The sequence below is a fragment of the Fictibacillus sp. EA-CB0309 genome (assembly GCF_055814265.1).
Window position 1 is genome coordinate 572,809 of record NZ_CP169271.1, and the last position, 26,371, is coordinate 599,179.

25 protein-coding genes, 2 pseudogenes and 2 riboswitches are annotated in these 26,371 nt (G+C 41.8%); of the genes and pseudogenes, 21 read left to right on the top strand and 6 right to left on the bottom strand.

Annotated elements, in window-relative coordinates; translation table 11 throughout:
• Positions 1–9 precede the first annotated feature (9 nt).
• The 3 genes from ACEWFH_RS03310 (at position 10) to ACEWFH_RS03320 (ending at position 1,667) form a co-directional block, all read left to right on the top strand.
• Positions 10–297 carry a DNA-directed RNA polymerase subunit beta gene (locus tag ACEWFH_RS03310; protein ID WP_473726087.1) on the top strand — a complete coding sequence of 96 codons (288 nt, stop codon included), beginning with the start codon at positions 10–12 and terminating at the stop codon, positions 295–297.
• Positions 298–432: 135 nt separating this feature from the next.
• Positions 433–858, top strand: a complete 426-nt coding sequence (gene fabZ / locus ACEWFH_RS03315; protein ID WP_473726088.1) for a 3-hydroxyacyl-ACP dehydratase FabZ — start codon at positions 433–435, stop codon at positions 856–858.
• A gap of 134 nt (positions 859–992) precedes the next feature.
• Entirely contained in the window at positions 993–1,667 is a 675-nt protein-coding gene (locus ACEWFH_RS03320) for an HAD family hydrolase (protein WP_473726089.1), read from the top strand.
• Positions 1,668–1,941: 274 nt separating this feature from the next.
• Here the strand turns inward: ACEWFH_RS03320 and ACEWFH_RS03325 are convergent, their stop codons facing one another.
• Both ACEWFH_RS03325 and ACEWFH_RS03330 read right to left on the bottom strand, forming a co-directional pair.
• Positions 1,942–2,448, bottom strand: a complete 507-nt coding sequence (locus ACEWFH_RS03325) for a class I SAM-dependent methyltransferase (protein WP_473726090.1) — start codon at positions 2,446–2,448, stop codon at positions 1,942–1,944.
• Positions 2,449–2,471: 23 nt separating this feature from the next.
• Positions 2,472–2,972, bottom strand: coding sequence for a hypothetical protein (locus ACEWFH_RS03330; RefSeq protein WP_473726091.1), 501 nt, complete (start codon positions 2,970–2,972; stop codon positions 2,472–2,474).
• Positions 2,973–3,089: 117 nt separating this feature from the next.
• Here ACEWFH_RS03330 and ACEWFH_RS03335 point away from each other — a divergent pair, with 117 nt between their 5' ends.
• The 3 genes from ACEWFH_RS03335 to ACEWFH_RS03345 all read left to right on the top strand — a co-directional run bounded on the left by ACEWFH_RS03335 (position 3,090) and on the right by ACEWFH_RS03345 (position 4,531).
• Positions 3,090–3,692, top strand: coding sequence for an SGNH/GDSL hydrolase family protein (locus ACEWFH_RS03335; protein WP_473726092.1), 603 nt, complete (start codon positions 3,090–3,092; stop codon positions 3,690–3,692).
• Between the two features lie 2 nt (positions 3,693–3,694).
• Positions 3,695–4,189, top strand: coding sequence for a GNAT family N-acetyltransferase (locus tag ACEWFH_RS03340; RefSeq protein WP_473726093.1), 495 nt, complete (start codon positions 3,695–3,697; stop codon positions 4,187–4,189).
• A gap of 165 nt (positions 4,190–4,354) precedes the next feature.
• A complete protein-coding gene (locus ACEWFH_RS03345) occupies positions 4,355–4,531 on the top strand; it encodes a hypothetical protein (protein WP_473726094.1) in 177 nt (58 codons plus the stop codon).
• Between the two features lie 152 nt (positions 4,532–4,683).
• Here the strand turns inward: ACEWFH_RS03345 and ACEWFH_RS03350 are convergent, their stop codons facing one another.
• Entirely contained in the window at positions 4,684–5,688 is a 1,005-nt protein-coding gene (locus tag ACEWFH_RS03350; protein WP_473726095.1) for a DUF5667 domain-containing protein, read from the bottom strand.
• A complete protein-coding gene (locus ACEWFH_RS03355; protein ID WP_473726096.1) occupies positions 5,658–5,882 on the bottom strand; it encodes a hypothetical protein in 225 nt (74 codons plus the stop codon). The genes ACEWFH_RS03350 and ACEWFH_RS03355 overlap by 31 nt, the downstream gene beginning before the upstream one ends.
• 82 nt (positions 5,883–5,964) lie before the next feature.
• Positions 5,965–6,052, bottom strand: a riboswitch (cyclic di-GMP riboswitch).
• Positions 6,053–6,282: 230 nt separating this feature from the next.
• Here ACEWFH_RS03355 and ACEWFH_RS03360 point away from each other — a divergent pair.
• A complete protein-coding gene (locus ACEWFH_RS03360) occupies positions 6,283–10,629 on the top strand; it encodes an alpha-amylase family glycosyl hydrolase (protein WP_473726097.1) in 4,347 nt (1,448 codons plus the stop codon).
• Between the two features lie 309 nt (positions 10,630–10,938).
• Complete coding sequence (locus ACEWFH_RS03365) at positions 10,939–15,027, top strand: S8 family serine peptidase (protein WP_473726098.1); 4,089 nt, start codon at positions 10,939–10,941, stop codon at positions 15,025–15,027.
• Between the two features lie 162 nt (positions 15,028–15,189).
• Here the strand turns inward: ACEWFH_RS03365 and ACEWFH_RS03370 are convergent, their stop codons facing one another.
• Complete coding sequence (locus ACEWFH_RS03370; protein ID WP_473726099.1) at positions 15,190–15,459, bottom strand: hypothetical protein; 270 nt, start codon at positions 15,457–15,459, stop codon at positions 15,190–15,192.
• A 219-nt stretch (positions 15,460–15,678) separates the two neighbouring features.
• On the opposite strand from ACEWFH_RS03370, the gene ACEWFH_RS03375 reads away from it, so the two are divergent.
• The 7 genes and pseudogenes from ACEWFH_RS03375 to ACEWFH_RS03405 all read left to right on the top strand — a co-directional run bounded on the left by ACEWFH_RS03375 (position 15,679) and on the right by ACEWFH_RS03405 (position 21,240).
• Positions 15,679–16,959 carry a YjiH family protein gene (locus tag ACEWFH_RS03375; protein WP_473727196.1) on the top strand — a complete coding sequence of 427 codons (1,281 nt, stop codon included), beginning with the start codon at positions 15,679–15,681 and terminating at the stop codon, positions 16,957–16,959.
• 451 nt (positions 16,960–17,410) lie between these two features.
• Positions 17,411–17,516, top strand: a riboswitch (TPP riboswitch).
• A gap of 142 nt (positions 17,517–17,658) precedes the next feature.
• Positions 17,659–18,191 (top strand): annotated as a pseudogene (locus tag ACEWFH_RS03380) (thiamine phosphate synthase).
• Positions 18,191–18,903 (top strand): annotated as a pseudogene (locus ACEWFH_RS03385) (NAD(P)/FAD-dependent oxidoreductase). The pseudogenes ACEWFH_RS03380 and ACEWFH_RS03385 overlap by 1 nt, the downstream one beginning before the upstream one ends.
• Positions 18,900–19,313, top strand: coding sequence for an FAD-dependent oxidoreductase (locus ACEWFH_RS03390; protein ID WP_473727197.1), 414 nt, complete (start codon positions 18,900–18,902; stop codon positions 19,311–19,313). The pseudogene ACEWFH_RS03385 and the gene ACEWFH_RS03390 overlap by 4 nt, the downstream one beginning before the upstream one ends.
• Positions 19,285–19,455 (top strand): sulfur carrier protein ThiS, encoded by a 171-nt coding sequence (gene thiS / locus ACEWFH_RS03395; RefSeq protein WP_473726100.1) that lies wholly within the window; start codon positions 19,285–19,287, stop codon positions 19,453–19,455. The genes ACEWFH_RS03390 and thiS overlap by 29 nt, the downstream gene beginning before the upstream one ends.
• A gap of 4 nt (positions 19,456–19,459) precedes the next feature.
• On the top strand, positions 19,460–20,227 hold the full coding sequence (locus ACEWFH_RS03400; RefSeq protein WP_473726101.1) for a thiazole synthase: 768 nt from the start codon (positions 19,460–19,462) through the stop codon (positions 20,225–20,227).
• Positions 20,224–21,240, top strand: coding sequence for a MoeB/ThiF family adenylyltransferase (locus ACEWFH_RS03405; RefSeq protein WP_473726102.1), 1,017 nt, complete (start codon positions 20,224–20,226; stop codon positions 21,238–21,240). The genes ACEWFH_RS03400 and ACEWFH_RS03405 overlap by 4 nt, the downstream gene beginning before the upstream one ends.
• A gap of 21 nt (positions 21,241–21,261) precedes the next feature.
• Here ACEWFH_RS03405 and ACEWFH_RS03410 read toward each other — a convergent pair whose 3' ends face one another.
• Positions 21,262–22,203, bottom strand: coding sequence for a DMT family transporter (locus ACEWFH_RS03410; protein ID WP_473726103.1), 942 nt, complete (start codon positions 22,201–22,203; stop codon positions 21,262–21,264).
• 153 nt (positions 22,204–22,356) lie between these two features.
• Here ACEWFH_RS03410 and ACEWFH_RS03415 point away from each other — a divergent pair, with 153 nt between their 5' ends.
• The 6 genes from ACEWFH_RS03415 to ACEWFH_RS03440 all read left to right on the top strand — a co-directional run bounded on the left by ACEWFH_RS03415 (position 22,357) and on the right by ACEWFH_RS03440 (position 26,355).
• On the top strand, positions 22,357–22,542 hold the full coding sequence (locus tag ACEWFH_RS03415) for a hypothetical protein (RefSeq protein ID WP_473726104.1): 186 nt from the start codon (positions 22,357–22,359) through the stop codon (positions 22,540–22,542).
• The gene (locus ACEWFH_RS03420) at positions 22,539–23,441 is read left to right on the top strand and encodes a DMT family transporter (protein WP_473726105.1); all 903 of its coding nucleotides are present in this window, start codon (positions 22,539–22,541) and stop codon (positions 23,439–23,441) included. The genes ACEWFH_RS03415 and ACEWFH_RS03420 overlap by 4 nt, the downstream gene beginning before the upstream one ends.
• A 119-nt stretch (positions 23,442–23,560) precedes the next feature.
• Positions 23,561–24,481, top strand: a complete 921-nt coding sequence (locus ACEWFH_RS03425) for an ABC transporter ATP-binding protein (RefSeq protein WP_473726106.1) — start codon at positions 23,561–23,563, stop codon at positions 24,479–24,481.
• Complete coding sequence (locus ACEWFH_RS03430; RefSeq protein WP_473726107.1) at positions 24,482–25,441, top strand: ABC transporter permease; 960 nt, start codon at positions 24,482–24,484, stop codon at positions 25,439–25,441.
• Between the two features lie 93 nt (positions 25,442–25,534).
• Positions 25,535–25,762, top strand: coding sequence for a hypothetical protein (locus tag ACEWFH_RS03435; protein WP_473726108.1), 228 nt, complete (start codon positions 25,535–25,537; stop codon positions 25,760–25,762).
• Positions 25,741–26,355, top strand: coding sequence for an SMI1/KNR4 family protein (locus tag ACEWFH_RS03440; RefSeq protein ID WP_473727198.1), 615 nt, complete (start codon positions 25,741–25,743; stop codon positions 26,353–26,355). The genes ACEWFH_RS03435 and ACEWFH_RS03440 overlap by 22 nt, the downstream gene beginning before the upstream one ends.
• Positions 26,356–26,371 lie beyond the last annotated feature (16 nt).

Sequence of the window (26,371 nt, forward strand, 5' to 3'; positions counted from 1 at the left end):
TAGGTTTGTATGACGAATAAGATGCAAGAGTTGAATAATAACGAAAAACCAAAAACACAGCGTTACAATGAGAAAGAGAAATCTCTTAAAGAAGAGAAGAAACAGTGGTATCACCGCCGAACGAAAAGAAGCTTCCCAATCTGGCTTCGTCTTCTTCTGCTTGTATGCGGAATCATTGTGTGCTTTGCTGTGGGTACGATGGTAGGCTATGGCGTAATTGGTGACGGTAAGCCGATGAACGTGTTTGAAAAAGAAACATGGACACATATCATCGACCTTGTACAAAAAGAAATGTAAAGATATAATAAAAAAACAATGGCAGAACTGTTGCGTCATTGTTTTTCTTTTGAGATAAAATTAGTACCAGGTAACAATACCAAGTATAATAAAAATAGATGTTCATGATGATGAAAAGAAAGGTGATGTTTTCGTATGTTAACGATTGAAGAAATCAAAGAAATTATCCCGCACCGTTACCCGTTTTTATTGATTGACCGCATTCTAGAAGTGGATGAAGGTCAGCGCGCTGTCGGTATCAAAAATGTAACAGCAAACGAAGAATTCTTTAACGGCCACTTCCCGGACTACCCAGTGATGCCAGGTGTATTAATCGTTGAAGCACTTGCTCAAGTAGGAGCAGTGGCAATGCTGAAAAAGGAAGAAAACCGCGGTAAGCTTGCCTTCTTTGCAGGAATCGATAACTGCCGTTTCAAAAAGCAAGTCGTACCCGGCGATCAGCTTCTCCTGGAAGTAGAGATGACACGCGTGCGTGGTTCGATCGGTAAGGGCAAGGGAATTGCAACGGTTGACGGCCAGGTAGCCTGCGAAGTCGAAATCACCTTCGCTCTAGGCAAATAGGGGTCTGACCCCACACAATTATCATAAAAGCTTGAAATGGAGCAAACACCTTAACGGAATGCTCCATTTCAAGCTTTTTTTATGTTATTTTAAATAGAGAACATTGAAAATAAGAGAGTGGAGGAGAAATGTAAATGGATAAAATCTATAAAATTATTCTATTTGATCTAGACGGTACACTATCTGACCCGAAAATAGGAATCACTAAATCTGTTCAATTTGCTTTAGAAAGAATGGGCATCAAAGAAGAGAACCTAGATCACTTAGAATCTTTTATCGGGCCACCGCTTCAACAATCTTTCGCAGACTACTACTACTTCAATGAAACACAAACTCAAACAGCCATCACGCATTATCGTGAACGATTCAGCGATGTGGGGATGTATGAGAACACACTTTATAAACAGATTCCTGAGCTTTTACAGGAATTGAAGGAAAGCGGCTTTACGTTAGTTGTTGCTACTTCAAAGCCAACTGTCTTTGCTGAAAAAATCTTGCACTATTTTGATATCCATCACTTCTTTGATCTAATCGTCGGAAGTAACCTCGACGGAACACGAACCGCTAAAACGGAGATCATCCAGCACATACTCGATCAATACAGCGATAACCCAAAAGAAGATTTCATCATGATCGGTGACAGAAAGCACGATATCATTGGAGCGCATAACACCGGGATTGATTCAGTAGGAGTTACGTACGGTTATGGTTCGTTAGACGAGATTACAACAGCAGCGCCTACTTTTATCGCTGAAAATGTCCTTGAATTACGGAATAACTTATTAAAGTACACTTCGATTAAAGCGTAATTACTGGACTCGGTAAAATTTATTAGAAAAGTGTATGTCTGAAATGAACATTTTAAAAAATGTATGAAGAAGACGAACACCTAATAATAATTACGAGGTAATTCATTTTATTTCCGCAATAAACGTCTATAATTCCGGGTATAAGCTAAATAATTCCGTGTATAAAATTATTTATCCGATTTTCGACAAATTCGTCATCTTCATCATCTCCATCGACCTCAACCAAACCATAGAACTATCCATAAAAAATAAACCTGGAACTCACTCCAGGTTTTTATTTCGCTCTCGCCACAATCCCGTTATGCACTTTGATATACCCGTGCTTTAAAATATCAAGTCCGTTTTCATGCAGATAAAGCCCCATCTGATCAAGCGTCATCAACTCTCTGTACGTATGATTCATCACATCAGCCATGATCTCGTAATACAACTTCGAACGCAGCTGCGCACGCGGTGTGGTCATCACGATATAGCCGCTTGGCTTCAAAAATTTACGATGCCACTCTACCACTTCAGACTTCATGGAATCTGGAAAGTGCTCTAATAAACCAACGCTCAGCACAATATCAAACTCCCTGCCATACGGAAGGTTACGAATATCGTCCACCACATACGAGATGTTGAAGTCATTTTTATAATAGACTTTATCTCCGCCAGTTCTTGGATTCTCCCCTAAAAATGGGTAAGCCTCCGGGAACTCCGCAAACCTTGCATCGCGACAGAAAGGATCATAATCGACCATCACTACTTCGCCGCCAGGATACATCGCAGACAGCTGCATCGCTTCATAGCCTTCAGCTGCACCTAAAAAAGAATACGAGGTTTACTCACATTAAGCCCTTCAAAAAGAGCTCTCTTCCCTCGAGGATCCCATATGCCATCTTGAATACGATGCACATAATTCCATAAATGAATGCGCAAATAATCTCCCAGTGCGACTTTTACCTCTGAAGGCTTAAAGCTTTTTAAACTATGAAAAAATGCAGTTTTCTTATCGTGAATATCAGCTGGTACATCCTTCGAAAACCACTCGTGAAACGACTGGTTGAACATCGTCCATGATGTATGGACCGGAAGTGCTTCGCCGTGCTTATGCTCCCACTCCGTTTTTTCTTTTGCAAAAGAAGTCACCTCATACGGCTTGCCGACATCTTTCCAAGACACGGTAGACCAATCATTCACCGTATTAACTTTTACAAACTTCTCATATTCTTGTTTGTTATATTGGCGCAAATCCATGCGATAAGACGGTCTCATTTCGGTTTGACCTAAATTTACCGGGCGCTGAACAACAGTTTCAAGCATATTTGTCCTCCTGTAAAAAGGATTTTTTATATGTATTCAAAGAAATAATGTAAAATCCTCTAAAACCCTAACTTTTTACTTCAGCATGATAAAATAGAAGAAAAGAAGAGAGAGGGAATGAGCGTGAAAATTATTTTTATTGGCGACAGCATTACCGCTTCAAATAAAAACACAGATACTGAACGACTCGGAAATGGATATGTTCGAATGATTAAAGAAGCCCTTCCAAAGGACGTAAATGTTATCAATAAAGGTATAAACGGACATCGTGTTACTGATCTTGCTTTTCGTTGGCAGCGGGATGTTCTTGATTTGGAGCCTGACCTTTTATCGGTTTCGATCGGGATCAACGATGTTTGGAGACAGCTTGATAGTCCCGGTATCGCACAAGTCGATGTATTGAAATTTGAAGAGGTGTACCGTGAGCTATTATCGCAAGTTCCTTCTGCTACCAAACTCGTACTCATGGAACCCACGATCATAAAAGAAAACCCGCAATCTCAAGGAAATCAGATGCTCATTTCGTATGTAGAAGTGGTTCGAAAACTAGCAGTGGAATTTGATGCCGTGCTTGTTCCAACGCACGATGTCTTCATCAATCATCTTACAAAAAAGCCCGATGTTTCCGTAACAACAGACGGCGTACATATGAGGAAAAAAGGCAATGAACTACTAGCAAAATGCTGGCTAGAAGCAACAGAGTCACTCATCAACGAATAAAAATGAACCGAGGTTATGGATATGGCAAACTCGATACTCGCTTTTTTGAAGAAAAACATAGAGAAGTTCTGGACGCATTCTATCTGCCTGAAGATCAGGAGAAGTTTACGGCAATGCCAAGTGACGCTTTACAAAAGTGTGAAGAAGATCAGGAAAGGAATCCAGTTGTAATTGAAGCATTCGGCAAAACAGTCGGCTTTTTCGTTTTACATACGGGCGAGAACATTCGAGATTTTACCGCAAACCCAAATGCAATGGTGATTCGCGCGTTATCCATCAATCACCCTGAGCAAGGAAAAGGGTATGCGAAGGATGCGATGCTGCAGCTACCTAAGTTCGTCGCAGCGAACTTTCCTGAGGTGGACGAACTCATCCTAGCGGTGAACTTTAAGAATGAACCGGCTAAAAAGCTCTACGAAAAAGCAGGATTTGTAGATCGCGGTCAAGTCAAACAGGGTCCTGTGGGTCCTCAATATGTGCTCCATTATGATCTATAATTATTAAGCTAATATAAAGGTGATTTTAGAATTGTAAAGTGTTGGTTATGACTTGGTAAATTGCGTCTTTTCGGGTTTTTTTCATGATATATTCTGAACAGGGACAAAGAAATCCCATACTCATGCAAAAAATCAAAATGAATATCCGAAGGGAGCAATTTTGAAATGAGCAAAACGTTTATGGCTAAAATCGGAGCATCTCTTTTGGCAATTTTCTTGATCACTGCATGTAACAACGCGGAAGACACGAACACTGAGGAACAAACAAACACAGAAGAAACTGACACACAAGACGAAGAAACTTCTACAGATGAGGAATCAACGGAAGAGTCAGCTGAATAAGATAGAGTATGTGCCGGGCCTCTACCTACCAGAGAGGACCCGGTTTTTATTTTTTGGGTAACTGAGGTTGCTGTAATGGAATCTTGTGTTATTGAAACTCTAACGTGTGTTTACGTAAAAAAACCTGCCGAACATTTCGGCAGGGAGTATTATTATTCTTTATTTTTACCTTTATCCTCTTTATCCTTTTCTTTTTCACTTTCTTCACGGTCATTTTTACGGTCATCATTGCCTTTTTCTTCTTTATGATTATCTTTTTTTCCGCGATCTTCATTCTTAGCTTCTTCTTTTTTAGGTTGCTCTTTCTTTGGTTCTTCTTTCTTTGGCTGTTCCTTTAAAGGAGGAGTCTCTTTCTTCACATTATCTTTTTTAGGTTGTTCTTTCGCTGGCTTAGTCTGTTCTTTCTTCGGCTGTTCTTTTTTTGGTGCGGGAACAACAGGCGGCTGCTTAGTTTGCTTTTCTTTTACAGGTACGGCAGTTACTGAGGGATGGTCTTCAACAGCTTCTGTTGTGTCATCAGCCGGTCCATCCACTACAGGATCTGCCGCGACAGGCTCCTCAGCTTCTTGCTCTTCCGTTTCAGTTGAAGGATCTTCATCCTCAGTGGACTCATCCTCCTCTTGTTTCTGTTTCTTCTCAAGTTTTGCTATTTTCTTTTCAAGCTTTCCAAACGCTTTTGCAATATTTTTCGAAAGTGCTTCTTGCGCTTTTGGATTATCAATCTTTTCAAGAGCTGTCATTAACGCAACGATGTTTTGGAATAACTTTTTCTCAAGCTCAGTAGCAGTGTCTTCTTCCTCTGCAGCTTCTTCCTCACCGGTTGTTACGTCTTCTGTTCCTTCTTCATCAGAGTCCTCGGCTGGTACCTCTCCGGTAATTTCCTCAGCTGTATCTTCTTCAGAAGCTCCTTCCTCTATTTCAACAGCTTTTGCTTGCTGAGCAATCGCTTCTTCTAAAAGCTTTGTTGCGCCTTCAACATCCCCTTCTTGTAAAAGGACATTTGCCTCCTTAATACGTTCAGCAGCAAAATCAGCTAAAAGTCTTGCTTCTTTATAGTCATCTGTCGTTACAGCAAGCTGCATTTTCTCCATCATGATTTTTATAAAATAAAAGAAATTTCCAGGTACTAGTTCTGGTGCTTCTTCTTGCGTAGGCACTTCTCTGTCACCGAATCGTCTGATGCACTTTCATCTGTCGTTTCTGGTGGTGTCGTCTCAGTTACTTCCTCTGTCTGCGTGTCATCAGCGGGCTCCTCCACAGGTGTTCCAGCTCCCGTGTTTGCAAAAACGGACGGGCCAAACCCAGTTGTTGCAAGTCCTAACGCTAAAAATGAACTTAAAATCTTCTTCACTTTCATTCTCCCTTTCTTATTTAAAGAATTGGAAAACAATAAAAAGACACACTCATGCCGTTTGGCGGAGTGTGCTCCGAAAAACGGCAGCTGGCTGGCATTACACGATGTGTGTAGAAGCCCCTTTAGCTTTGCGTCGCTATGTTTCCATAGGTTTGCCTTTTTCCTTTTATGTTTCCGGTATTCGTAATGCATGCTTTATATCGGCTAGAAGAGTGAGTTATAAAGATTCTATTGGGAAATAAGAAAAAATACCTATTTATAAACAGTTTTATCAGCCGAATGACTTATTTTCCAATAAAAGAAAACATGACATAATAAAGGAAATGAAAGCGTTGTCTTAAACATATTTGTGCAAACGCTTTCACTAATTTGCACACCATTAAAAGGGGGAAATGAAGTGAGGAAAACGAAATCACGCTATGCGGTTTCATGGCTATTACTTTTTACAATGATTTTGCAAACGTTTGCATCTACATTGCTTATACAACCAGCTTCAACAAAAGCGCAAGAGCGCACAGTTACACTTGTTGGAGATCTTCAAAATGAACTAGGAGGAGCAGCTGACTGGAACCCAGCAGACACAGCCACGAAAATGGAACTTCAACCAAACGGAAAGTACAAGCTCACTGGAAAACTTCCTGCTGGTAACTATGAGTACAAAATTGCGATCAACGGCTCATGGGACGAGAACTATGGAGTCGACGGAAAACAGGGCGGCGACAACTACAAACTGACTGTCGACGCTGAAAAAGAATTCACGTTTGTGTACGATGACACGACGCACAAAGTTACGATTCCAGAACCACTTCCGGCCGAACAAACACCACGAATCGTTGGTGACATTCAGCCTGATATTGGTGCGGGTGGCGAGTGGGCGCCTGGAGAATCAACAGCCCTTTTACAAGACGAAGACGGTGACAACATCTACACGTTCACTGCACAAGTACCAAAAGGGAAGCATGCTTTTAAGATCGTGCTCGGTAACAACTGGGACGCAGCTGCATACCCAGCGAGCGACTTCAAACTGAACGTTATTAAAGACGCTGAAATCACGTTCTTTTACAACCACGACACAAAAGAAGTGTACACAAACTATGACGCTGGATTGCCGGATGGCAGCGTGAACGCGGGCAAGCTTTTCCATGACACTTGGAACGAAGCATTCCGTGCGCCGTTTGGAGCGATCAAAGCAGGACAAGACGTAACACTGCGCCTTCAAACGAAAAAAGGCGACCTGACTGGAGCAAAACTTTACCTTCGCAACTATAACTCTGGCTCTACGACTGTAAAAGATATGGAGAATGCGGGCTGGACAACTGTTAATGGTGAAGAGATCGAGCTTTGGGAAGCGACTGTAACTCCTGAGGAAAAAGGCGTTTACGGATACAAATTTACTGCGCGCGATGGAGATGCGGTAAAAGAGTACGGTGAAGATACAGGAGAAGGCGGAAAAGGAGCAGCATCTGATACGAACGCTGGACTTTTCCAAATGACCGTTTACGATCCGTCTTATAAAACACCTGACTGGATGAAAGAATCTGTCGTTTATCAGATTTTCCCGGACCGTTTTTATAACGGAAACAAGAAAAATGATACAGCCAAAACAACAGCACGTGGAACAGAACCGATCGAGCACCAAGATTGGAGTGAGCTGCCAGATAACCCGCGCCAAGCTGAAACAGAAGGGTACACAGGCGACGAAATCTGGTCGAACGATTTCTTTGGCGGTGACATTGCCGGCATTCAGAAGAAACTAGACTACATCGAGTCACTTGGCGTAAATACGCTTTACCTAAACCCGGTCGCACATGCTGCATCCAACCACAAATACGATGCGACTGACTACAAAGCGATGGACCCGATGTTTGGAACACCTGAAGAATTTAAAGCCTTCACAAAAGAATTGAAAAAACGCAAGATGCATTTGATTCTAGATGGCGTGTTCAACCATGTTGGAGACGACTCGATCTATTTTGACCGATACGGTAAATACGACACGGTCGGTGCTTACGAATATTGGGCAAGCATCTATGATCTGATGAGCACCCAAGGCTTAACAGAAGAAGAAGCGAAAAAACAAACGGAAGCGAAATTCACTGAAGAAGGCCAAAAGTTCAGCACATATGGCTTCCACAACTGGTTTAACATCGAGAACGAAAAAGTGAACGGTGTGTACAAATACCAAGCATGGTGGGGCTTTGACTCACTACCTGAGATCAAATCAATTCCAGGTGAAGCTGTGGACTATGATTCAGAACTAAACAACAAACCGTTCGCAGATTACATCATGTATGACGAAGATTCTGCGGCGAAATCCTGGCTTGACCGCGGTGCATCAGGCTGGCGTCTGGATGTTGCGAACGAAGTAGATACCGAGTTTTGGAGAGAGTTCCGAAATGAGTTAAAAGAAGGCAAGAAAGAAGATCCGCTTATCTTAGGTGAAATTTGGGATGATGCGTCTGAATACTTCCTTGGCGATCTTTATGACTCTGTTATGAACTACCGATTCCGCGGTGCGATGATCGATTACCTAAAGAACGGTAACGCGGAAGGCGCAGAAAATCAGCTGAACGCTGTATTTGAAGATTATCCGCAAGAAGCATTCTACGCACTAATGAACTTGATGGGATCACATGACACGCCACGTGTGGCATTTATCCTTGGAAACGGAACAGATTCCTACGAGCGTGCTGAACTTGATCCTAAATACGATCATGAGTTAGGTGTGAAACGTCTGAAGCTTGCAGCTATCTTACAGATGGGCTATGCAGGCGCACCGACGGTTTATTACGGAGATGAAGCGGGAGTTACGGGCTCTAAAGATCCAGATGACCGCAGAACATATCCGTGGGGCTCTGAAGATAAAGACTTAGTGAAACACTATCAAAATATCGGAAAAGTACGTGCAGACTATCATGATCTGTTCAGCTATGGCGAGTTGAACCATCTATTCGCTGAAAAAGACGTGTTAGCGTATACACGTACTGATAAAAAGAACGCGGCACTTGTGATCACAAACCGCGGCAATGAAAACAAGACAGTTGAACTTGATGTAAAGAAGCTGATCGTAAACAATGTGAAGCTGACAGATCAACTGGATAAGAAGTACAAAACATCCGTAAAAGATGGCAAACTGACGGTAACGGTTCCGGCAATGACGGGACGCATGCTCGTTTCGGATAAAGGTCAGAACTTGAAGACACCAGAAGCTGTAACGAACGTGAAAGCAGAAGAAGGAAGCCACTCTGTATCCCTATCTTGGGAAGGTGACGCTAGAAGTTACGCAGTCTACCAAACGACAATCTCTGGTGCTTTTTATGAAAAGATAGCTGAAACAAAAGGCAACTCTATCAAGATTGACGACCTGGATAACGGACGCAAATACTATTTCGCTGTTGTCGCAATCGACAAGAATAACAATGAATCTGTAAAAACAGAATCAAAAGCGGCAATCCCGCACGTTGCGTTAAAAGACGGAAACTATGAAATTGCTGGAGTAACAGCACTAGAGAACGGTGTAATCGACCTTTCTAAATCACAAAACGTTTCAGCTGATATTTTTATAAAAGGTGAAACAGAAAGTGACTTGGCAGAAGGTCTGCAAGCTGAACTTCAAGTGAAGGAGCCAGGAAAAGACACTTGGACATCTCACAAAGCAAGCTACACAGCTCAAAACGGAGAATTTAACACATTCAGCTCATCATTCCTGCCGTTTAAAGAAGGAACGTACGAATACCGTTATGCGTTCTCTACTGATCTCGGCAGTACATGGGTAACGAGTGAAACAAAATCCGTAACGTTCACAAAAGGTGATGACACAACAGCTCCAGCTGATTCTGTAACACTAGAGGAGCCAGCGCAAGAGTCTGGACAAGTGAATCTGAATTGGTCGGTTGAAGGTGCGAACGAACCATATTTGTTCACGATCGTACGTGACGGAGAGGTTATCGACCGAGTTCTAGACACAAACGCAACAACCTACAAAGATATCAACGTGACGAACGGAAAAACGTATTCGTATGAAGTGCACATCTACGATAAAGCAGGTAACAGCGTGAAGTCGAACGCGGTAAGTGTAACACCTGACCTTGTTATGGTAAAAGTAACGCTGAAAGTGAACGCGCCGGAGTATACTCCACAAGGAGTAGATCTGACGGTTCCAGGAAGCAAGAACGGCTGGAATACAGGTGCGTGGAAGATGACGCGCGGCGGTGCTGTAACAAACGATTACGAGTACACGTTTGAAGCTCAAGAAGGCGAAGTGGTTACGTACAAATACGTGAAGAACAGCTCATGGGATCAAGAAGGGCTAGCTGACCACACGCCGGGCAACCCAAATGACGATGATGTAAGTTATTACGGTTATGGTGCAGCAGGAACAGACTTAAGTTTTGTTGTTACGAACCAAGGCGGCAATAAGATGACGGTACAAGACAAGATCGTACGCTGGATCGACATGCCGGTAGTTGTAACGTCACATAGTGATGGCCAAACCCTATCATCTGATACCATCACGCTAAAAGGTACAGCCATTAAAGAAGGCGTGATGACGATCAACGGTGAGCCTGTAACAATCAACGATGACATGACGTTCTCGCACACAGTGAATCTGAATGCAGGGGAGAACAAACTGAACATTCATATCGAACCGTCGGAAGAGAACAAATCCACCGTCTTCAAGAATGATGGCGGTGCGATTGCCAAGAACACGAAAGATATTGTGATGACGATTATTAAAAACTAGTTAGGTAGGGTGCTGCTTCTGTAATGGAGCAGCATTTTTTTTTGAATTAGCCAAGCTCAATTAATTCAAATGACTTTTATAGCTTCAAGTCCATTAGACTGTCAGAGCTTGAACAAAAACCCAAATAATAAATAAAAAATAATCCTTATTCCTTAGTTAATTTACCTTAATATTAACCTTTTGATAATGAACGTTATTTCATTCAGGTATATTGACCTAACTAAATAACCCAATAGTTAATTCCAAGAAAATTACTTAAACTTTAGTTATATTTGGACTTTTAAAATTACTAGGGAAAGTGGGATTAATGTGCAGATTCAATCAATCTTAAAAAAAGTGTTAATAGTAACGTTTATGTCCAGTTTGTTATTATCACCTTTTGATTCAGTGAACTTAGCGACAGCAAAAGAATCCGATGCTGCAAAAATTCTTTCGTCATTGGATGATAGACAGAAAGCGACCCTTCATATGTTAGAAACGTCTGAACAAAAAGGATTACAACTAGATTCTACGGTAAATCTTAATGATGATCACGTAACGAATGTGATCGTTGAGTTCCATCAACAGCCAGTAAAAACAGAAGTCTTGCTAGAGAAGGAAAAAGGCAGAACAATCTCACTAAATGAAGCAAATAAGAAGGTCAATGCTGCACACGAGCAATTTAAAAAGGATATCGGAATTATCTTCAAGCAACATAAAAAAGAGAAAGAAATGGTAATTAAAGACTCGTATAAGAATGCTTTTAACGGTGTATCAATGTCCATTCCAGCAAACGAGATAGAAAATTTATTAAAATCAGAAGTTGTCAAAACGGTTTGGAGCGACCAAGAAGTGAAGCTAGAGCTTCCAAAAATCAAGGAAGAGACTCCCAAGTTTACCCAACTGCCTAAGAATCTCAACATGCTGCATACAAATGGGATGACTGGAGAAGGAGTTAAGGTAGGCGTCATCGATACTGGGATCGACTATAACCATCCTGACCTTAAAGAAGCGTATAGGGGTGGGTATGATTTTGTAAATGATGATAACGATCCGATGGAGGCTACATATCAAGACTGGAAGACCTCGAGGCAGCCTGAGTTCTCTCAGAACGGTAATGCGTACTATACGATTCATGGGACTCACGTTGCCGGTATTATTGTTGGAAACGGAAAAAATGAAAGTGAATACGCAACGACAGGGGTTGCACCAAAAGCAGAGCTCTACGGATACAGAGTACTTGGACCTTATGGATCGGGGGTCTCAAGTGACATCATTGCAGCTATTGATCAAGCTGTTACCGATGAAATGGATATTATCAACCTATCATTAGGTAATTCTGTTAACGATCCCTCGTACCCTACCTCTATAGCTGTAAACCATGCTGTTCTAGCGGGTGTTACCGCAGTGGTCGCAGCTGGTAACAGTGGAAGTAACATGAAGACGTTAGGATCGCCTGGTACTTCAACACTCGCACTTACGGTAGGGGCTAATAACGAGTCAATTACTGTACCTACTTATAAAGGGAGTGTAGAAGGTATAAACGCTCCAATTAGTCTACGTCTTCTCGCAAAAAATATTACCGACCAGCTGTCTAGCCTTGAGAACCTGTCTTTATCCCTTGTGGACGTTGGACTAGGGCAGACAACGGATTATAACGGTAAAGATGTGAGAGGAAAGGCGGTCTTAATCGAGAGAGGAATTACATCGTTTGATGCCAAAATCAAACTAGCAAAAAATAAAGGGGCTATAGCCGTCTTCTTATATAATAACAGTGAAAGTGAAGGGCACATTCCTTATTATATTGGCGAGACTGCACATTATGTTCCTACTTTCTCGTTAACTAAAAGTGATGGTGCAGCATTAAAAGACAAATTAAAAAATGGAAATATATCCATTACGTTAAAAGAACCAGGGGAGCATATTATTGAGGGCGGTTATCTTGCCGATTTCAGCTCACGTGGACCGTCAAGAATCCTACACGAGATCAAACCAGAAATAACAGCTCCAGGTGAAGGAATACGGTCAACCGTTCCAACTTACGCTCATGGAGAGTCGTATCTAGGAAACTATAAATATGCTTACCAACGCCTCTCTGGCACGTCCATGGCTTCTCCATATGTTGCAGGAGTGGCAGCTTTACTGTTGCAGCAGAATCCAGCTATGCTGCCTGACGAGATAAAGTCCATCCTGATGAATACAGCTGATCCTCTTAACAAATCCTACAGTGTGTTCGAAGCGGGAAGCGGAAAGGTGGATGCAGTGGAAGCTATAGAGTCTGAAATGGAAATCATGGTGGATAATCCGACTTTTACTTATGTCGACGGTGTTGAAAATAAGCTGCAGTCAAAATCAGGTGCTCTTAATTTTGGAAGTGAACTAAAAACGGGTAAGAATCTCTCTGAAACCCGAGGAGTAACACTAACGAATCTAGGGAAAAAGCCTAAGAATTTAGAAGTGAGTGTGGACTTTCAGGTAGGTGAAAGGGGCTCTAAAGACCCTGTGCCAAACGGTGTATCGCTGACTGTTGAAAAACATATTACGGTTCCCGGCAACCAACAACGTTTGTTGGATGTATCCATTAACGTTCCAGGAACAGCTGAACCGGGAACGTATGAGGGCTTTGTAAAAATACAAAACAAACAGGTTAAAGAAGAGACCTATCAAATTCCGTTTGCATTTGTAATCACTGAAGAAGGATTCTACGAAATGAAGACAGACCCTAAAGTTTTATCTTCTAACTATGGAATCTATTATCCTTTCGTCCCCTATGAGACTGGCGTTTCATTTAGTTCTAAATCTATCATGGAGACCATTGATTTTGTTCTTCTAGATGGAAAGACAGATAAGGAAATTGGATTCCTAGGCAGATTGAACACATCTTCATTACTAGAAGACACAGAGTATTATGTAAATGGTGTATTTAAACGTTCCTATTATCTATTCACAGGAGATCCTAATTCTCCTATTTCATCAACAAGGGTACCCGTCCCTTATGGACCTTCTCACTATAAAGTAAAGATGATTGGGACCAATAAAGAGGGAAGAACTTTTACCCAGACTGATCACACGATGATTGATATTACAGGTCCAGCGTTCAATACAGATCTAACAGAGGGTATTATTGAATATGCACCTGGTACTAGTCATTATCCTGTAAATGGAAGCGTTATTGATAAAAACTACTTAGATTATCAAGAACAGGGTATTGCCGGAATCGATCACTCTAAAAATTTTGTGATGGAAAAGAACAATAGCAATGTGTTCACTTCAGGTTTTCAAACAGACGCTAATGGAAACTTCTCTTACAACATTCCGATTAGCAAAACGGTAAAGAGTACGAATGTAGAGCTAACGGGATTCAACTCTGCAGGAATTGGAAGGGAATCAAAATACTTTACCTTTATTGAGCAAGGACACCCGTATGTCGTTGGAAAACGAAAGGATAAGCGTTTGAAGATGGGAGAAGAAACAACAATCACTCTTATTGCCAACAACCTTGATAATACTAAGGAATTAACAACGAGCTTTGCTTTTAACAAAAACTTGTTAGAAATTGTGAGTGTCAAGCCTCATGAATCGCTGGAACAGCTCGGAAAAGATAATATTGAGTTTACGGCACAGTCTATGCCTTCAGGCTCTACTGACATGAAACTAAGCGTTAACCTTAAAGTTTCAAATCAAGCCCTCTCAGGGGACAAGCCATTTGCGGAAGTTGTAGTCAGAGCTAAAGACATGACATACGATCAGATTGTACCGTTAAAGAATCCAACGTCTTTATTCAAAGATGAAAACGGAGATACTAAATCATTGACTTCTGTGTTCTATCCAATCTGGCTTGTACCAACATTCTCAAAGATTACGGGTACTGTCTCGTCACCTTCTTCTTTACAATCGGATACGAACAGTAACTGGAGAAGGGATATCGATACATCACAGCTTGGTGCGGTCGTAACGGTCAAAGATAAAGCTGGCAACAACTATAGTCGTTCATTGGAAAAATATGCAAGGATCAACGTGGATAAGCTCCCAGTGACACTCGAACAATTTGAAGTGAGAGTCGATATACCAGGTCATTTTACAGTACTCAACTCGTTCTACGTTGGTTATCAGGATGACGATGGTGAGCTGGTCGGACACTGGAATCCTGAAGTAAATGTGGGTAAAGCAACACCAGGGGATGTCACAAAAGATAATGTGATTGATATTCTGGATGCAATACAGCTTGAAAGGAATTGGGGGACAAACGAAAGAAGCGCTGATATTAACTTCGATAAGATTGTTGATGCTAAAGATATGAAATATATTCAAGATCATTACTTAAAGCAAAACCCTGATTTTAATGATACTACTGAACCTAAAACCGTGCACGAGGGAAGAAATCTAGAAGATATTCTTGAAGGGTTAGGGTTAAATTAAGAGAGACAATTCTTTTTATTAGACTCTAAGAGGAGTCTTATAAAGCATTCTAAAAATTTGAACTCCATTTCTAGGAGGGTACAGTTCTATTTATAGAAAAGTACCCTTTTTTTATGTTTCACTATGATTGCGGAATAAGGATAGTAAATCAGTTTGCACATATCACTCTCGATACCTCTCCAAAATCCTCTCCGTCACACCCCGCATATCCCCATTACCTCTTTTAGCATCCGCATACTGCTCATAATCTTCAGCGGAAACCTCCAGCAAAAAGCTTTTTGGGAAGATATAAGGCTTTCCTTTGTCCTGCTCGTCTAAGTTGTTCATCACTTCAAGCTCATCGTCGTTTTCTTCGTTTGTCTCAGGATCGAAGCTAAACAGCTTGCCGTACTCTTCTTCTACACTTTTATTCACATTCATAAAGTATCGCATGATAACACTCCTATTTATGGTTATGTAAATGGTATTCCCTAGACGCCTGAAAAACAGACATGTTTCCGTGTGAAAAAGGGGATTAAAAAATCATAACAGTTGTACAAGCACGACTCGTCATAATTCGTACTTTGTCCCGATATGATGTATAGAGAGCCTGAACCGGCAGGCTTATCAACGGTTGAGGGAGTTGAATGAAATGAAAAAAGCTGCAGATTCCTGGTCTCATTCTTTGAAATTTCTTTTTTCAGTGCAGTCGGCATTTTCATGTTCTTCGTTCCAATCACGGTAAAAGGGAAGTCGTCCATTCCGCTCGATCACCTCGTCACGTGGGTGAGAGAAACAGCGGGTGAGGCCGTACCGATTTACGCTCTACTCGTCATTCTTCTCGGTGCGGTCTATCCGTTCTATACAAAAACGTGGAACAAAGACCGAGTCACAACCACCTTTTCACTTTTAAAAGTAGTCGGTCTAATCGCGGCAGTGCTTCTATATTTTGAATGGGGTCCGAGCTGGTTGAGCGATCCGAACATGGGGCCGTTTTTATTCGAAAAACTGGTTATTCCAGTAGGGTTGCTTGTTCCGATTGGGGCAGTATTCTTAGCCTTTATTGTCGGTTATGGACTGATGGAATTTATCGGAGTGCTTGTGCAAAAAATCATGCGACCGATTTGGAAGACGCCAGGCCGATCCGCGGTTGATGCGGTTGCTTCGTTTGTTGGAAGTTATTCGATCGGACTTTTGATCACGAACCGCGTGTTTAAAGAAGGGAAGTATACGGTAAAAGAAGCAGCGATCATTGCAACAGGCTTCTCAACCGTATCCGCCACGTTCATGATTGTTGTGGCGAACACGCTAGGGCTGATGGAGATGTGGAACACGTACTTCTGGACGACGCTCGTTGTGACGTTCTTAGTAACGGCGATCACGGTTCGATTGCGTCCATTAAGCAGAATGGATGATTCGTATGTTGGCGGGGAGGGACAGCCAGAGGAAGTTGTAAGCGAGAAATATCTGCAAACCGCGTGGAGAAGCGCGATGGATTCATCACAGAACGCTCCAGCATTTTTGAACAATATCTGGTCTAACTTAAAAGATGGTTTTGTCATGGCGATGAGCATTCTGCCTTCCATTATGAGCGTCGGGCTTATCGGACTGCTACTCGCAGAATACACGCCTGTTTTTGACTGGATCGGCTATGTGTTTTATCCGATTACATGGGCGTTGCAGCTTCCAGATGCCATGCTTGCGGCAAAAGCAGCATCAATCGGTGTAGCTGAAATGTTCCTCCCAGCACTATTAGTAACAGAAGCGGCACTCGTAACAAAATTCGTAATCGGCGTCGTGTCCGTTGCATCCATCCTGTTCTTTTCAGCAAGCATTCCATGTGTGTTATCAACGGAAATTCCAATCAGTGTGCCTCAGCTCATATGGATTTGGTTCCAACGCACGGTTTTGGCATTGATTTTGGCCACTCCAATCGCGTATTTGTTGTTGTAAATTGAATAAAAGTCAAAAAAGATGCTGCCGAAGGTTTGGTAGCGTCTTTTTTGTCGTAAAAAACTTATTTATTCAGACGGAAGATATATAGTTTGACTCGTTTGTCGTTCATTGCGCGTAAAAGTGCGCGAAACTCCCTTCATCTCGCGCGGAAAATAGTTCAGACTGCGTGGAAGTGGTGCTGACCTGCGTGGAAAACTAGTTTTACTGCGCGAACGTGTAATAAATATAAGGACACGTACCGTAAAAAAACAAAAGACGCTAACTACAGACCGAAAACGTACGAACCACACAGTACATACCGATGACCGATGATCCAGTGATCCACTATGTTTGTTGGTGCTGCGCAAGCCACTTACGCAACTAAGCAGTTTAACTACATCTTTTTTACACTTGTTGTTATTAATCTTGTTTAACGATAAAATAGATGTATTGAACTAATAAAATAGTTATTCACCACTAGGGGTGCCTTTGTAAGGCTGAGATTAAAGTGTACTTTAAGACCCTTGGAACCTGATTTGGTTAGAACCAGCGTAGGGAAGTGGTGTGTTGAACAGAATCTCGCTAAACGAATGCTGAATTTTGTAAAACCACCTCTTTTCTAAACAAAGGAGGTGGTTTTTTGTTGTGAAAAAAGAACTTCATGTGATTTCTACAGGTAAGCAGTCAGAAGAGAAGCTCATGGATATTCTTTACAACATCTATCCGTACATCACAGCTTTTCATATCCGTGAAAAAGAAAGAACAGCCAGAGAGCTCTCGACCCTGATCACAAAGCTTCTGGAGATTGGTGTGCCGCGAACCAAGCTAGTCGTCAATGATAGAGCAGATGTCGCGGAATGTTTCGGTACAAGAGGTGTTCAACTTCCCTATCATGGATTAGACGTGAAGCATGTTAAACGTTCATTTCCGAAACTCACCATCGGCTGTTCGGTTCATTCGATGGAAGAGGCACACTATGCTGAAAAAAACGGTGCTCATTTTCTGTTGTATGGCCATATTTATTCTACAACATCCAAGGAAGGAAAAATGCCGCAGGGACTCCAAGGACTAAAAAAGTAACAAGCAATACCTCTCTTCCCGTAATCGCTATAGGCGGCATTCAGCCAATAAATGTTCGAGAGGTTATCCAAGCGGGGGCTGCCGGCATCGCGGTAATGTCTGGCATCATAGAATCAGATTCACCGCTTGAAGCTGTTAAAGAATATCAGCAACAACTGGAGGTGTGCTAATGCGCTCAACGTATGATGCGGTCATTATCGGAGGAGGGGTCATCGGCTGTTCGATCGCCCTACCAGCTATCCAAAAGAAAAAGAAAGTTCTTCTGCTAGAAAAAGGGAGAGTGGGAGAAAAAGCATCCTCTGCAGCAGCTGGCATGCTTGGAGCACAAATGGAGTTTGGTGTAGACCATCCTTTCTACCCGCTTGCCAAAACCAGCCGTGAGATGTTTCGGACTCTCTCTCAAGAGCTGTACGAGATAAGTGGCATGGACATTGAACTAATCGAAAAAGGAATCTATGAACTGGCCTTTACAGAAGAGGAGGTTTTTCAACTTCAAAGAAGAGGAGAAACGGAATATCTTTATGGGGAAAACATTCGTTGGCTTTCTTCTGCAGAACTGCAAGATAGAGAACCAGCGTTGTCAAACTCTGTACGTGGAGCACTTTTTTTCCGAATGATGGTCAAGTCTCGCCTGTAAAACTTACAGAAGCTTATCTAAAAGCCGCAAAGATAATGGGTACAGAAGTCAGAGAACAAACGGAAGTCATCAAGCTGGTACAGAATAAAAAGCGGATAACTGGTGTTGAAACGAATACAGAAACGATTCATGCCGAACATGTAATTTTAGCAGGCGGGGTATGGAGCTCTAAATTGGATTCTGCCCTTCAGATGGTGCCGGTAAAAGGAGAATGTGTTTCCTTTAAGGCGGATAACCCCTTCTGACCGGGACCGTTAAATATAAAGAATGTTATCTTGTACCGAAACGACACAACCGGATTGTGATCGGTGCGACCAGTATTTTCGGTACGTTCGATGAAAAGGTGACGTTTACTGGTATGTTTCAGCTGATGGAGAGAGCGAGGCAGATTGTACCCGGTATTCGAGAATCTGTTTTTGAAAAAGCATGGACAGGTATCCGTCCTCAAACACAATCCGGAAAACCCTATATCGGTCCACATCCTGAATGGGAAGGGATGTTTCTTGCAGCTGGACATTACCGCAACGGCATCCTGCTGTCTCCTGTAACAGGAAAGATGATTGCCGACCAAATTGAAAGCGAGGTGCGTATTAGTGAAGCTTATGATCAACGGAGAAGAGATACAGGTGCCGGATTCGCTGCAGTCGATCACTGAACTGCTGGAACACTTAAAATTGGACGACCAGATCGTGATAGCTGAAGTGAATCAAGATATTATCTCGAATGAAAAACAAAGTGAGACTCAAATAAAAGAAAACGACAAAATCGAACTAGTGCGTTTTGTCGGTGGAGGGTGATTTCATGCTAAACATTGGACCTTATTCATTTTCATCAAGACTTCTCTTAGGCACAGGCAAATACCCTGATTTTGAAACACAGAAAAAAGCGATAGACGCCTCCGAATCTGAAATTTTAACGTTTGCTGTTAGGAGAATGAACATATTTGAGGCGAGCCAGCCTAACTTTTTAGAAATGCTGGATCTGAAAAAATATACACTGTTACCTAATACGGCTGGAGCAAAAACGGCAGAAGAAGCCGTACGGATCGCAAAACTAGCAAAAGCATCCGGATTATGTGATATGGTAAAGGTAGAAGTCATCGGCTGTGACAAGACGCTGCTGCCAGATCCAGTAGAAACGTTAAAAGCGACAGAAGAACTGTTAAAAGAAGGCTTCATCGTCCTGCCATATACGTCAGATGATGTGGTTTTGGCAAGGAGAATAGAAGAACTAGGTGCACATGCCATCATGCCAGCAGCCTCTCCTATCGGTTCGGGTCAAGGGATCATTAATCCGCTTTATTTAAAATTCATTATTGAGCAAACAACAGTACCGGTCATTGTAGATGCTGGAATCGGTTCGCCAAGTGATGCCATGATTGCCATGGAGTTAGGGGCGGATGGTGTGTTGTTGAACACAGCAGTAGCGGGTGCAATAGATCCAGTGAAGATGGCACGGGCGATGAAGATGGCTGTAGAAGCTGGTCAGTTAGGGTTTGAAGCAGGCAGGATTCCAAGAAAAGAAACCGCAACAGCCAGCAGTCCTTTAGAAGGGTTGAGTGTGAAGTGAATGAACGATATTCAAGGCAGGAATTATTTAGCCCGATTGGTAAAGAGGGGCAAGCGAAAATAAGGCAAAAGAGCGTACTGATTGTTGGAGCAGGAGCGCTTGGCGCAGCAAGTGCGGAATCGCTCACACGAGCTGGCGTTAAACGCATCGTACTCGTTGACCGTGATTACGTCGATTGGACAAACCTGCAGCGCCAGCAGCTGTATGCAGAAGAAGATGCAAAACTGCAGCTTCCAAAAGTGATTGCCGCTAAAAACCGACTAGCCAATATCAATTCCGAGGTAGAGATCGAGTCACATGTTATGGATATGGGCATTGAGGAAGCGGAAGAGCTGATCTCAGGAATCGACCTCATTATTGATGCGACGGACAATTTTGAAACGCGATTACTTATTAACGATTTAGCTCAGAAATACGAGGTGCCTTGGATCTATGGGGCTTGCGTCGGGAGCTACGGCATCTCCTACACCATTATTCCAGGAGAAGGGCCGTGCTTGAATTGCCTTTTAGATAAGATTCCTGCAAACGGCCAAACGTGTGATACGGCTGGAATTATCGCACCAGCAGTTCAAATGGTGACAGCTTATCAAACGGCTGAAGCTCTAAAAATATTGGTCGAGGACTTTGAAGCTGTTAAGAATAAAATCGTGACCTTCGACCTTTGGACCAACCAGCATGTTCAATTAGGAATGGGTAAGGCAAAGAAACAAGACTGCCCGTCTTGCGGAACTCATCCGACTTATCCGTATCTTCAAAAAAATTCCGAAATGAAGACAGCCGTTTTATGTGGACGGGATACTGTACAGATTCGCCCATCCTCCAACCGAGAAATTGATTTAGAGCAGATGGAAAAAAGCATAGTTTCACACAGGAAAGTTCGCCGAAATCCGTATTTGCTGGAGATCCAAAGCGACAATTACAGATTAGTTCTTTTTAAAGACGGACGTGCGCTCGTGCATGGAACAAAGAGTACAGCAGAAGCAAAGTCCATCTATCATAAGTTTATAGGATAAAGAAAAAGATGCTGCTTGAAGTTAAGCGGCATCTTTTTTGCGTAATCTTCTGTTCCGAATCTCTTCAACCGCACCAGAACCCAACAGAACGCCGGTGATAATGAGAAAAAATCCGAGTATATGCTGAAAAAGTATTTTTTCACCTAAAAACAAAACAGCCCCAACTAAAGCAAAAAACGGATTCAAGTTAATAAAGATGGACGCTTCCGAAGCTCCAATTTTACCGATCGCTTCGTTATAAAGCATGTGCCCCATCGCTGTTGCGATACAGGCAGAAGCGAAATAGATCAGCCATAGTGATAACGTTGAATTCTCAACGACTCCTGCAAATCCTTGTGGCTCCTCAATCAAACCAATCACAATCAAGAACAGCGAGCCAATCACCATCATGTAACCGGTCATCAAGCGGGGATCCAACGTGTGTGCGACCCTTTTTATCAAAATAAAACTAACGGCTTGCGTAAGAACAGATAAAAGGATGTACCCGTCACCGAACGAGATGCCCGTCACTTGGCTGCCTTCTAAGACGATGAAGGCTACACCAGAAAATCCCAGTAAAAGTCCGACCGTCTTCAGCAGTGTTAATGGTGTACCTAAGAACGAGATGGCAAGGATGGTCGTCAGAAGCGGCGACATTCCCATGATTAAACCGCCATTTGTAGCTGTTGTTTCGGTTAAGCCGATCGATAGAAAATAATGATGCGCCACAACATTAAAGATTGAGGCGAGAAAAACATACCAAAACTCTTTTTTCGTTAGCATTCGAACTTTTTTAATAAGGGAGAGAAGCAGAAATACCGTTAAGCCAGCGGTTAAAACACGAATCCCTGTGATCGTAACGGGCATGAAGTTGGTAACGAGAATCTTCGTTGCCGTTACATTTAAGCCCCACACCACCATCACAGAAAATAAAATGATATACGTCCGATACGGTTTCATCACGTCATCTTCTTTCTTCAGCATTTACTTCATGAAGTAAAGTATTAAAATGATTTTAGTTTCCATTGTACAGCATTGTGAATGAATTTACAGGAAAAAAGCTTACAAATTTTAGATTGAGGCGAAATGACCATATCTACTTTAAAAGGTAGTCTGATATAGTGGGAGAAAATGATTTTGAGGCTGTTGATAAAAGGTGAGATTGGTTTGCTTGGCGACTTATTTTTTGTCCGGTTTGTCGAATGGCCTTTATTTTTCTATTTAGACTTAATTGGTAGCCGTTTAGACTTAATTTCTTCTAAAAAAGACCTAATTGAAGCCCAAAAAGACTTAATTACAAAAAAAGGTGTGATCATCACATGAAAAAAGTGAACCCATATGTACTTCTAGTTGTTGCAACCTTGATCTGGGGAGGCAATTTCGTGATTGGACGTGCAATTACGAGCAGTTTACCGCCTGTTACACTCTCTTTTTTGCGATGGTGCACAGCATTCATCATATTCCTCCCATTTGCCTGGCCATTTCTGCGTAAAGAGTGGCAGGTGGTGAAAAAGCAGTGGCGAATTGTACTATTCATGGCACTGACTGGCATCACGGGCTTTAACACACTTCTTTACATCGCACTTCATTACACGACTTCCATCAACGCATCACTCGTTAACACATCGACACCGATTATTATCTTTATGCTATCTTTCTTTTGGTTAGGTGAGCGGCTAAATGCTAAACAAGTTACAGGTGCCATTCTTTCAATAGTAGGACTTCTCTTTATAATTTCAAAAGGCTCAGTTGGTGTGTTGCTGAAGTTTTCCTTTAACATAGGGGACCTGATCGTAATCGCAGCAGTCATTTGCTGGAGCATTTATTCTTTACTTATAAAAAGATATGCTGGAAAACTTCCGACATACAGTACGTTCACCGTTTCGATGGTTCTCGGCATCATAATCTTGCTTCCGTTTTTTATAAAAGAAGCACAAGACACAGAGATCGTCTGGTCGACCGGTTCCGTACTAACGATTTTATACACAGGAATCTTTGCGTCCATCGTTGCGTTTATGTCTTGGAACACCGCGGTAGAGCGCGTAGGACCGAGTAAAGCAGGCATTTTTCTGAACTTGATTCCGGTGTTTGCTGCCACTTTTGCCGTTCTGTTTATAGACGAAACGCTCGCTTATTATCAAGCGGCAGGCGGAGCACTAGTCATACTAGGTGTTTATATATCAACACGTGTAACAAAAGAGAAAAACGAAAGGTTACAGTAGATAGAAGCCTTCAGCATAAAAGTAAATAATTTACAAAAACATTGAAACTATCCACTGCTTTCACTCGTATAGATAATTGGAAAAAAGAGAGAGTTGAGATAGGAGGAGTTGGAAATTTCATGACAACACATACGCTTGAACTACAAAACTTAACGAAAAAGATCAAAGGCAAGACCATTGTGGATGATTTGTCGTTTTCGGTTAGAGAAGGAGAAATCTTTGGCCTGCTCGGTCCGAATGGTGCCGGGAAAACGACGACGATCCGAATGATTGTGGGGCTCATCTCAATAACAGATGGTGATGTTCTGATCAACGGTGACAACATTCGTGGAAACTATGAAAAAGCGATGGAACGCGTTGGTGCAATTGTGGAAAATCCTCAGTTGTACGATTATCTGTCAGGCTATAAAAATTTGATGCAATACGCGCGAATCATGCCTGATGTGACGAAAGAAAGAATCGATGAGGTCATTGAACTTGTTGATCTGAAGTATGCCATCCATGACAAAGTAAAGACATACTCGCTTGGTATGAGACAGCGACTGGGAGTTGCGCAGGCCCTTTTACATAAGCCAAACGTGTTGATTCTAGATGAGCCGACGAACGGACTTGATCCACAAGGTATTTATGATCTAAGAAACTATTTGCGCCTTCTCGCAAACAACGGCACATCTGTCGTCGTCTCATCTCACATGCTTGCTGAGATGCAGATGATGTGTGACCGCGTTGCCATTATTCAGCACGGAAAACTTGTGCGAATTGACGAAATCACGAACCAAGAAGATGAAGCAGACGTAAAAGTTCACTTTCAAATCGAGGGAGATCTTTCCCAGGCCAAACATGTTTTATTGGAGATTTCCGAAGAACTTGTGGTTATGGAATCCGGCAATGAACTTATTGTGCAAACATCAGACGTGCGATTCATTGCAGAGCTGAACAAACAGCTTGTACTAGCCGGTGTTCTCGTTGTAGGAATACAGCGTAAAACGAAGACGTTAGAAGAGAGATTCTTAGAAATGACAAAGAGAGGGGCGATGTAAGTGAAATGGCTGTCCCTGTTAACGAATGAGTGGATTAAAATTTTTAGCCGTGTGAGAACATGGATTTTCCTTGCGCTTCCGATCATCATTATTATCGGTGTTGCCGTCTATGATAAAGTGACGACGGATGAAGAAGTGAATAACAATTGGAAGCAAGAACTGACACAAACGATCAATGACGATACAAAGGCACTAGAAGAAGCAAAGAAAAACGGTGATGATGAGTTTTATATCGAGATGCTTGAAACAAATATAAAGCAAAACGAGTACTCCATAGCTAACGACATCTCCCCATATGAAACGACAACGTGGCAGTTTATGAAAGACATGGCGCCGATTTCATCTCTAATCGGGCTGTTTGTTATTGTCGTTGCAAGTGATATCGTATCCAGTGAATTTTCAAAAGGAACGATTAAGATGTTGCTTATACGTCCTTATAGCAGATGGAAGATTCTTTTATCGAAGTTCCTTGCAACATTAGGGTTTGCCTTTGTGATGTGGCTGGCTGTTATTGCCGCAACGTGGTTAGTCGGTGGTCTCGCGTATGGATTTGGAGGAATGGATCAATCGTATCTAATTGTAACCGAAGATCAAAGAGTAAAAGAAAGACTGATTGTTGAGTATGTCTTTGCTAACATCGGTGTAGAGTTTATCGAATTGACGGCACTAGTAGCGCTATCGTTCATGATTTCCACCCTGTTCATGAGTAACTCGGTCGCGATTGGGGTTGCCATGTTCACGATGTTCGCTGGTAACACGATAGTAATGCTGCTTGCAACAAAAGATTGGATCATCTACACACTGTTCGCAAACATGGATCTTAGCGTGCTAATTGACGGGCAAAATCAGCTGATTAAAGATTTAACGTTGCCGTTCTCGATTAGTGTTCTCGCGGTATATACAGCAGTGATGCTTGCGATTACGTTTACGGTTTTCCAAAAGCGTGACGTAAAAGCATAAGCCATCTTCTTCTTCCGATATATTAGCAGTGGGTTTCGCATAAGAAAACCACTGCTTTTTGTATATAATTTTTTGCGTAAAGGGTGTGCAAAATTGAACTCAGACCTGTGGGAAAAAGAACTAGATTTTCATTACAAAGGTGATGTGGATTTAGATGTGTTAAAACTGTTAGAGAACGAATTGAAACTAGAGCTACCAAAATCCTATATCGATTTGATGACACAAAGGAATGGTTTTTACTTAAAAAACAATATTACCCTACGACTACACCGAACAGCTGGGCTAACAATTCTGTACATATTGGTTTTTTATATGGTATAGGAGAAAATCCTGGCTTGTTAGATAACAGTTACTTGAGAAAAGAATGGGGTATACGAAGCAAGAAGCTGCTTATTATTTCAGACGAACCACCGATATTTATCTGTTTAGATTATAGAAAAAGAAAAAATCCTTCTGTTGTTTTTATAGATGTTGACCAAAACCAGGAAATACAATTAGCAAATAATTTTGATGAATTTATTAATGGACTTGTTGATGGGGTTGAAGAAGATGATAAAAATTTATATGTGAATGCATTATCAGAACAACGGATTAAAGATTACTATCCAAAGATTGATAGTGTAATAGCAAAGGGAAAACTAAAAGAGATAGACCGTTTATTAACGGAGATCCTTTCAACAAATACAGAATTAATTAGATATTTAGTAGAAAAAATGAGACATCATGAAATTCCAAAAGTACAATTTTACTTAATGTTATTTTTATCTGAATGTGCAGAAGGGAACAACAAGGGAACTATAGAAGATGAGTATTTATTAAAAGTTTTAAATGAAATTTCTACTAGTAAAAATAAAGACGCAAAACATCTAGCGCTATATAGTTTGGATCGACTGAGTAAGAGGCTAAATGTATAAAATGCTTAAACAACAA

What these genes read in the sequence shown, in the direction of transcription:
- ACEWFH_RS03320 (WP_473726089.1), top strand. Translation starts at nt 993, where the DNA reads ATGGATAAAATCTATAAAATTATTCTATTTGATCTAGACGGTACACTA.
- ACEWFH_RS03370 (WP_473726099.1), bottom strand. Translation starts at nt 15,459, where the DNA reads ATGCGATACTTTATGAATGTGAATAAAAGTGTAGAAGAAGAGTACGGC.
- ACEWFH_RS03410 (WP_473726103.1), bottom strand. Translation starts at nt 22,203, where the DNA reads ATGCTGAAGAAAGAAGATGACGTGATGAAACCGTATCGGACGTATATC.
- ACEWFH_RS03425 (WP_473726106.1), top strand. Translation starts at nt 23,561, where the DNA reads ATGACAACACATACGCTTGAACTACAAAACTTAACGAAAAAGATCAAA.
- ACEWFH_RS03325 (WP_473726090.1), bottom strand. Translation starts at nt 2,448, where the DNA reads ATGCAGCTGTCTGCGATGTATCCTGGCGGCGAAGTAGTGATGGTCGAT.
- ACEWFH_RS03345 (WP_473726094.1), top strand. Translation starts at nt 4,355, where the DNA reads ATGAGCAAAACGTTTATGGCTAAAATCGGAGCATCTCTTTTGGCAATT.
- ACEWFH_RS03340 (WP_473726093.1), top strand. Translation starts at nt 3,695, where the DNA reads ATGAACCGAGGTTATGGATATGGCAAACTCGATACTCGCTTTTTTGAA.
- ACEWFH_RS03310 (WP_473726087.1), top strand. Translation starts at nt 10, where the DNA reads ATGACGAATAAGATGCAAGAGTTGAATAATAACGAAAAACCAAAAACA.
- fabZ (WP_473726088.1), top strand. Translation starts at nt 433, where the DNA reads ATGTTAACGATTGAAGAAATCAAAGAAATTATCCCGCACCGTTACCCG.
- ACEWFH_RS03420 (WP_473726105.1), top strand. Translation starts at nt 22,539, where the DNA reads ATGAAAAAAGTGAACCCATATGTACTTCTAGTTGTTGCAACCTTGATC.
- ACEWFH_RS03400 (WP_473726101.1), top strand. Translation starts at nt 19,460, where the DNA reads ATGCTAAACATTGGACCTTATTCATTTTCATCAAGACTTCTCTTAGGC.
- ACEWFH_RS03330 (WP_473726091.1), bottom strand. Translation starts at nt 2,972, where the DNA reads ATGCTTGAAACTGTTGTTCAGCGCCCGGTAAATTTAGGTCAAACCGAA.
- ACEWFH_RS03335 (WP_473726092.1), top strand. Translation starts at nt 3,090, where the DNA reads ATGAGCGTGAAAATTATTTTTATTGGCGACAGCATTACCGCTTCAAAT.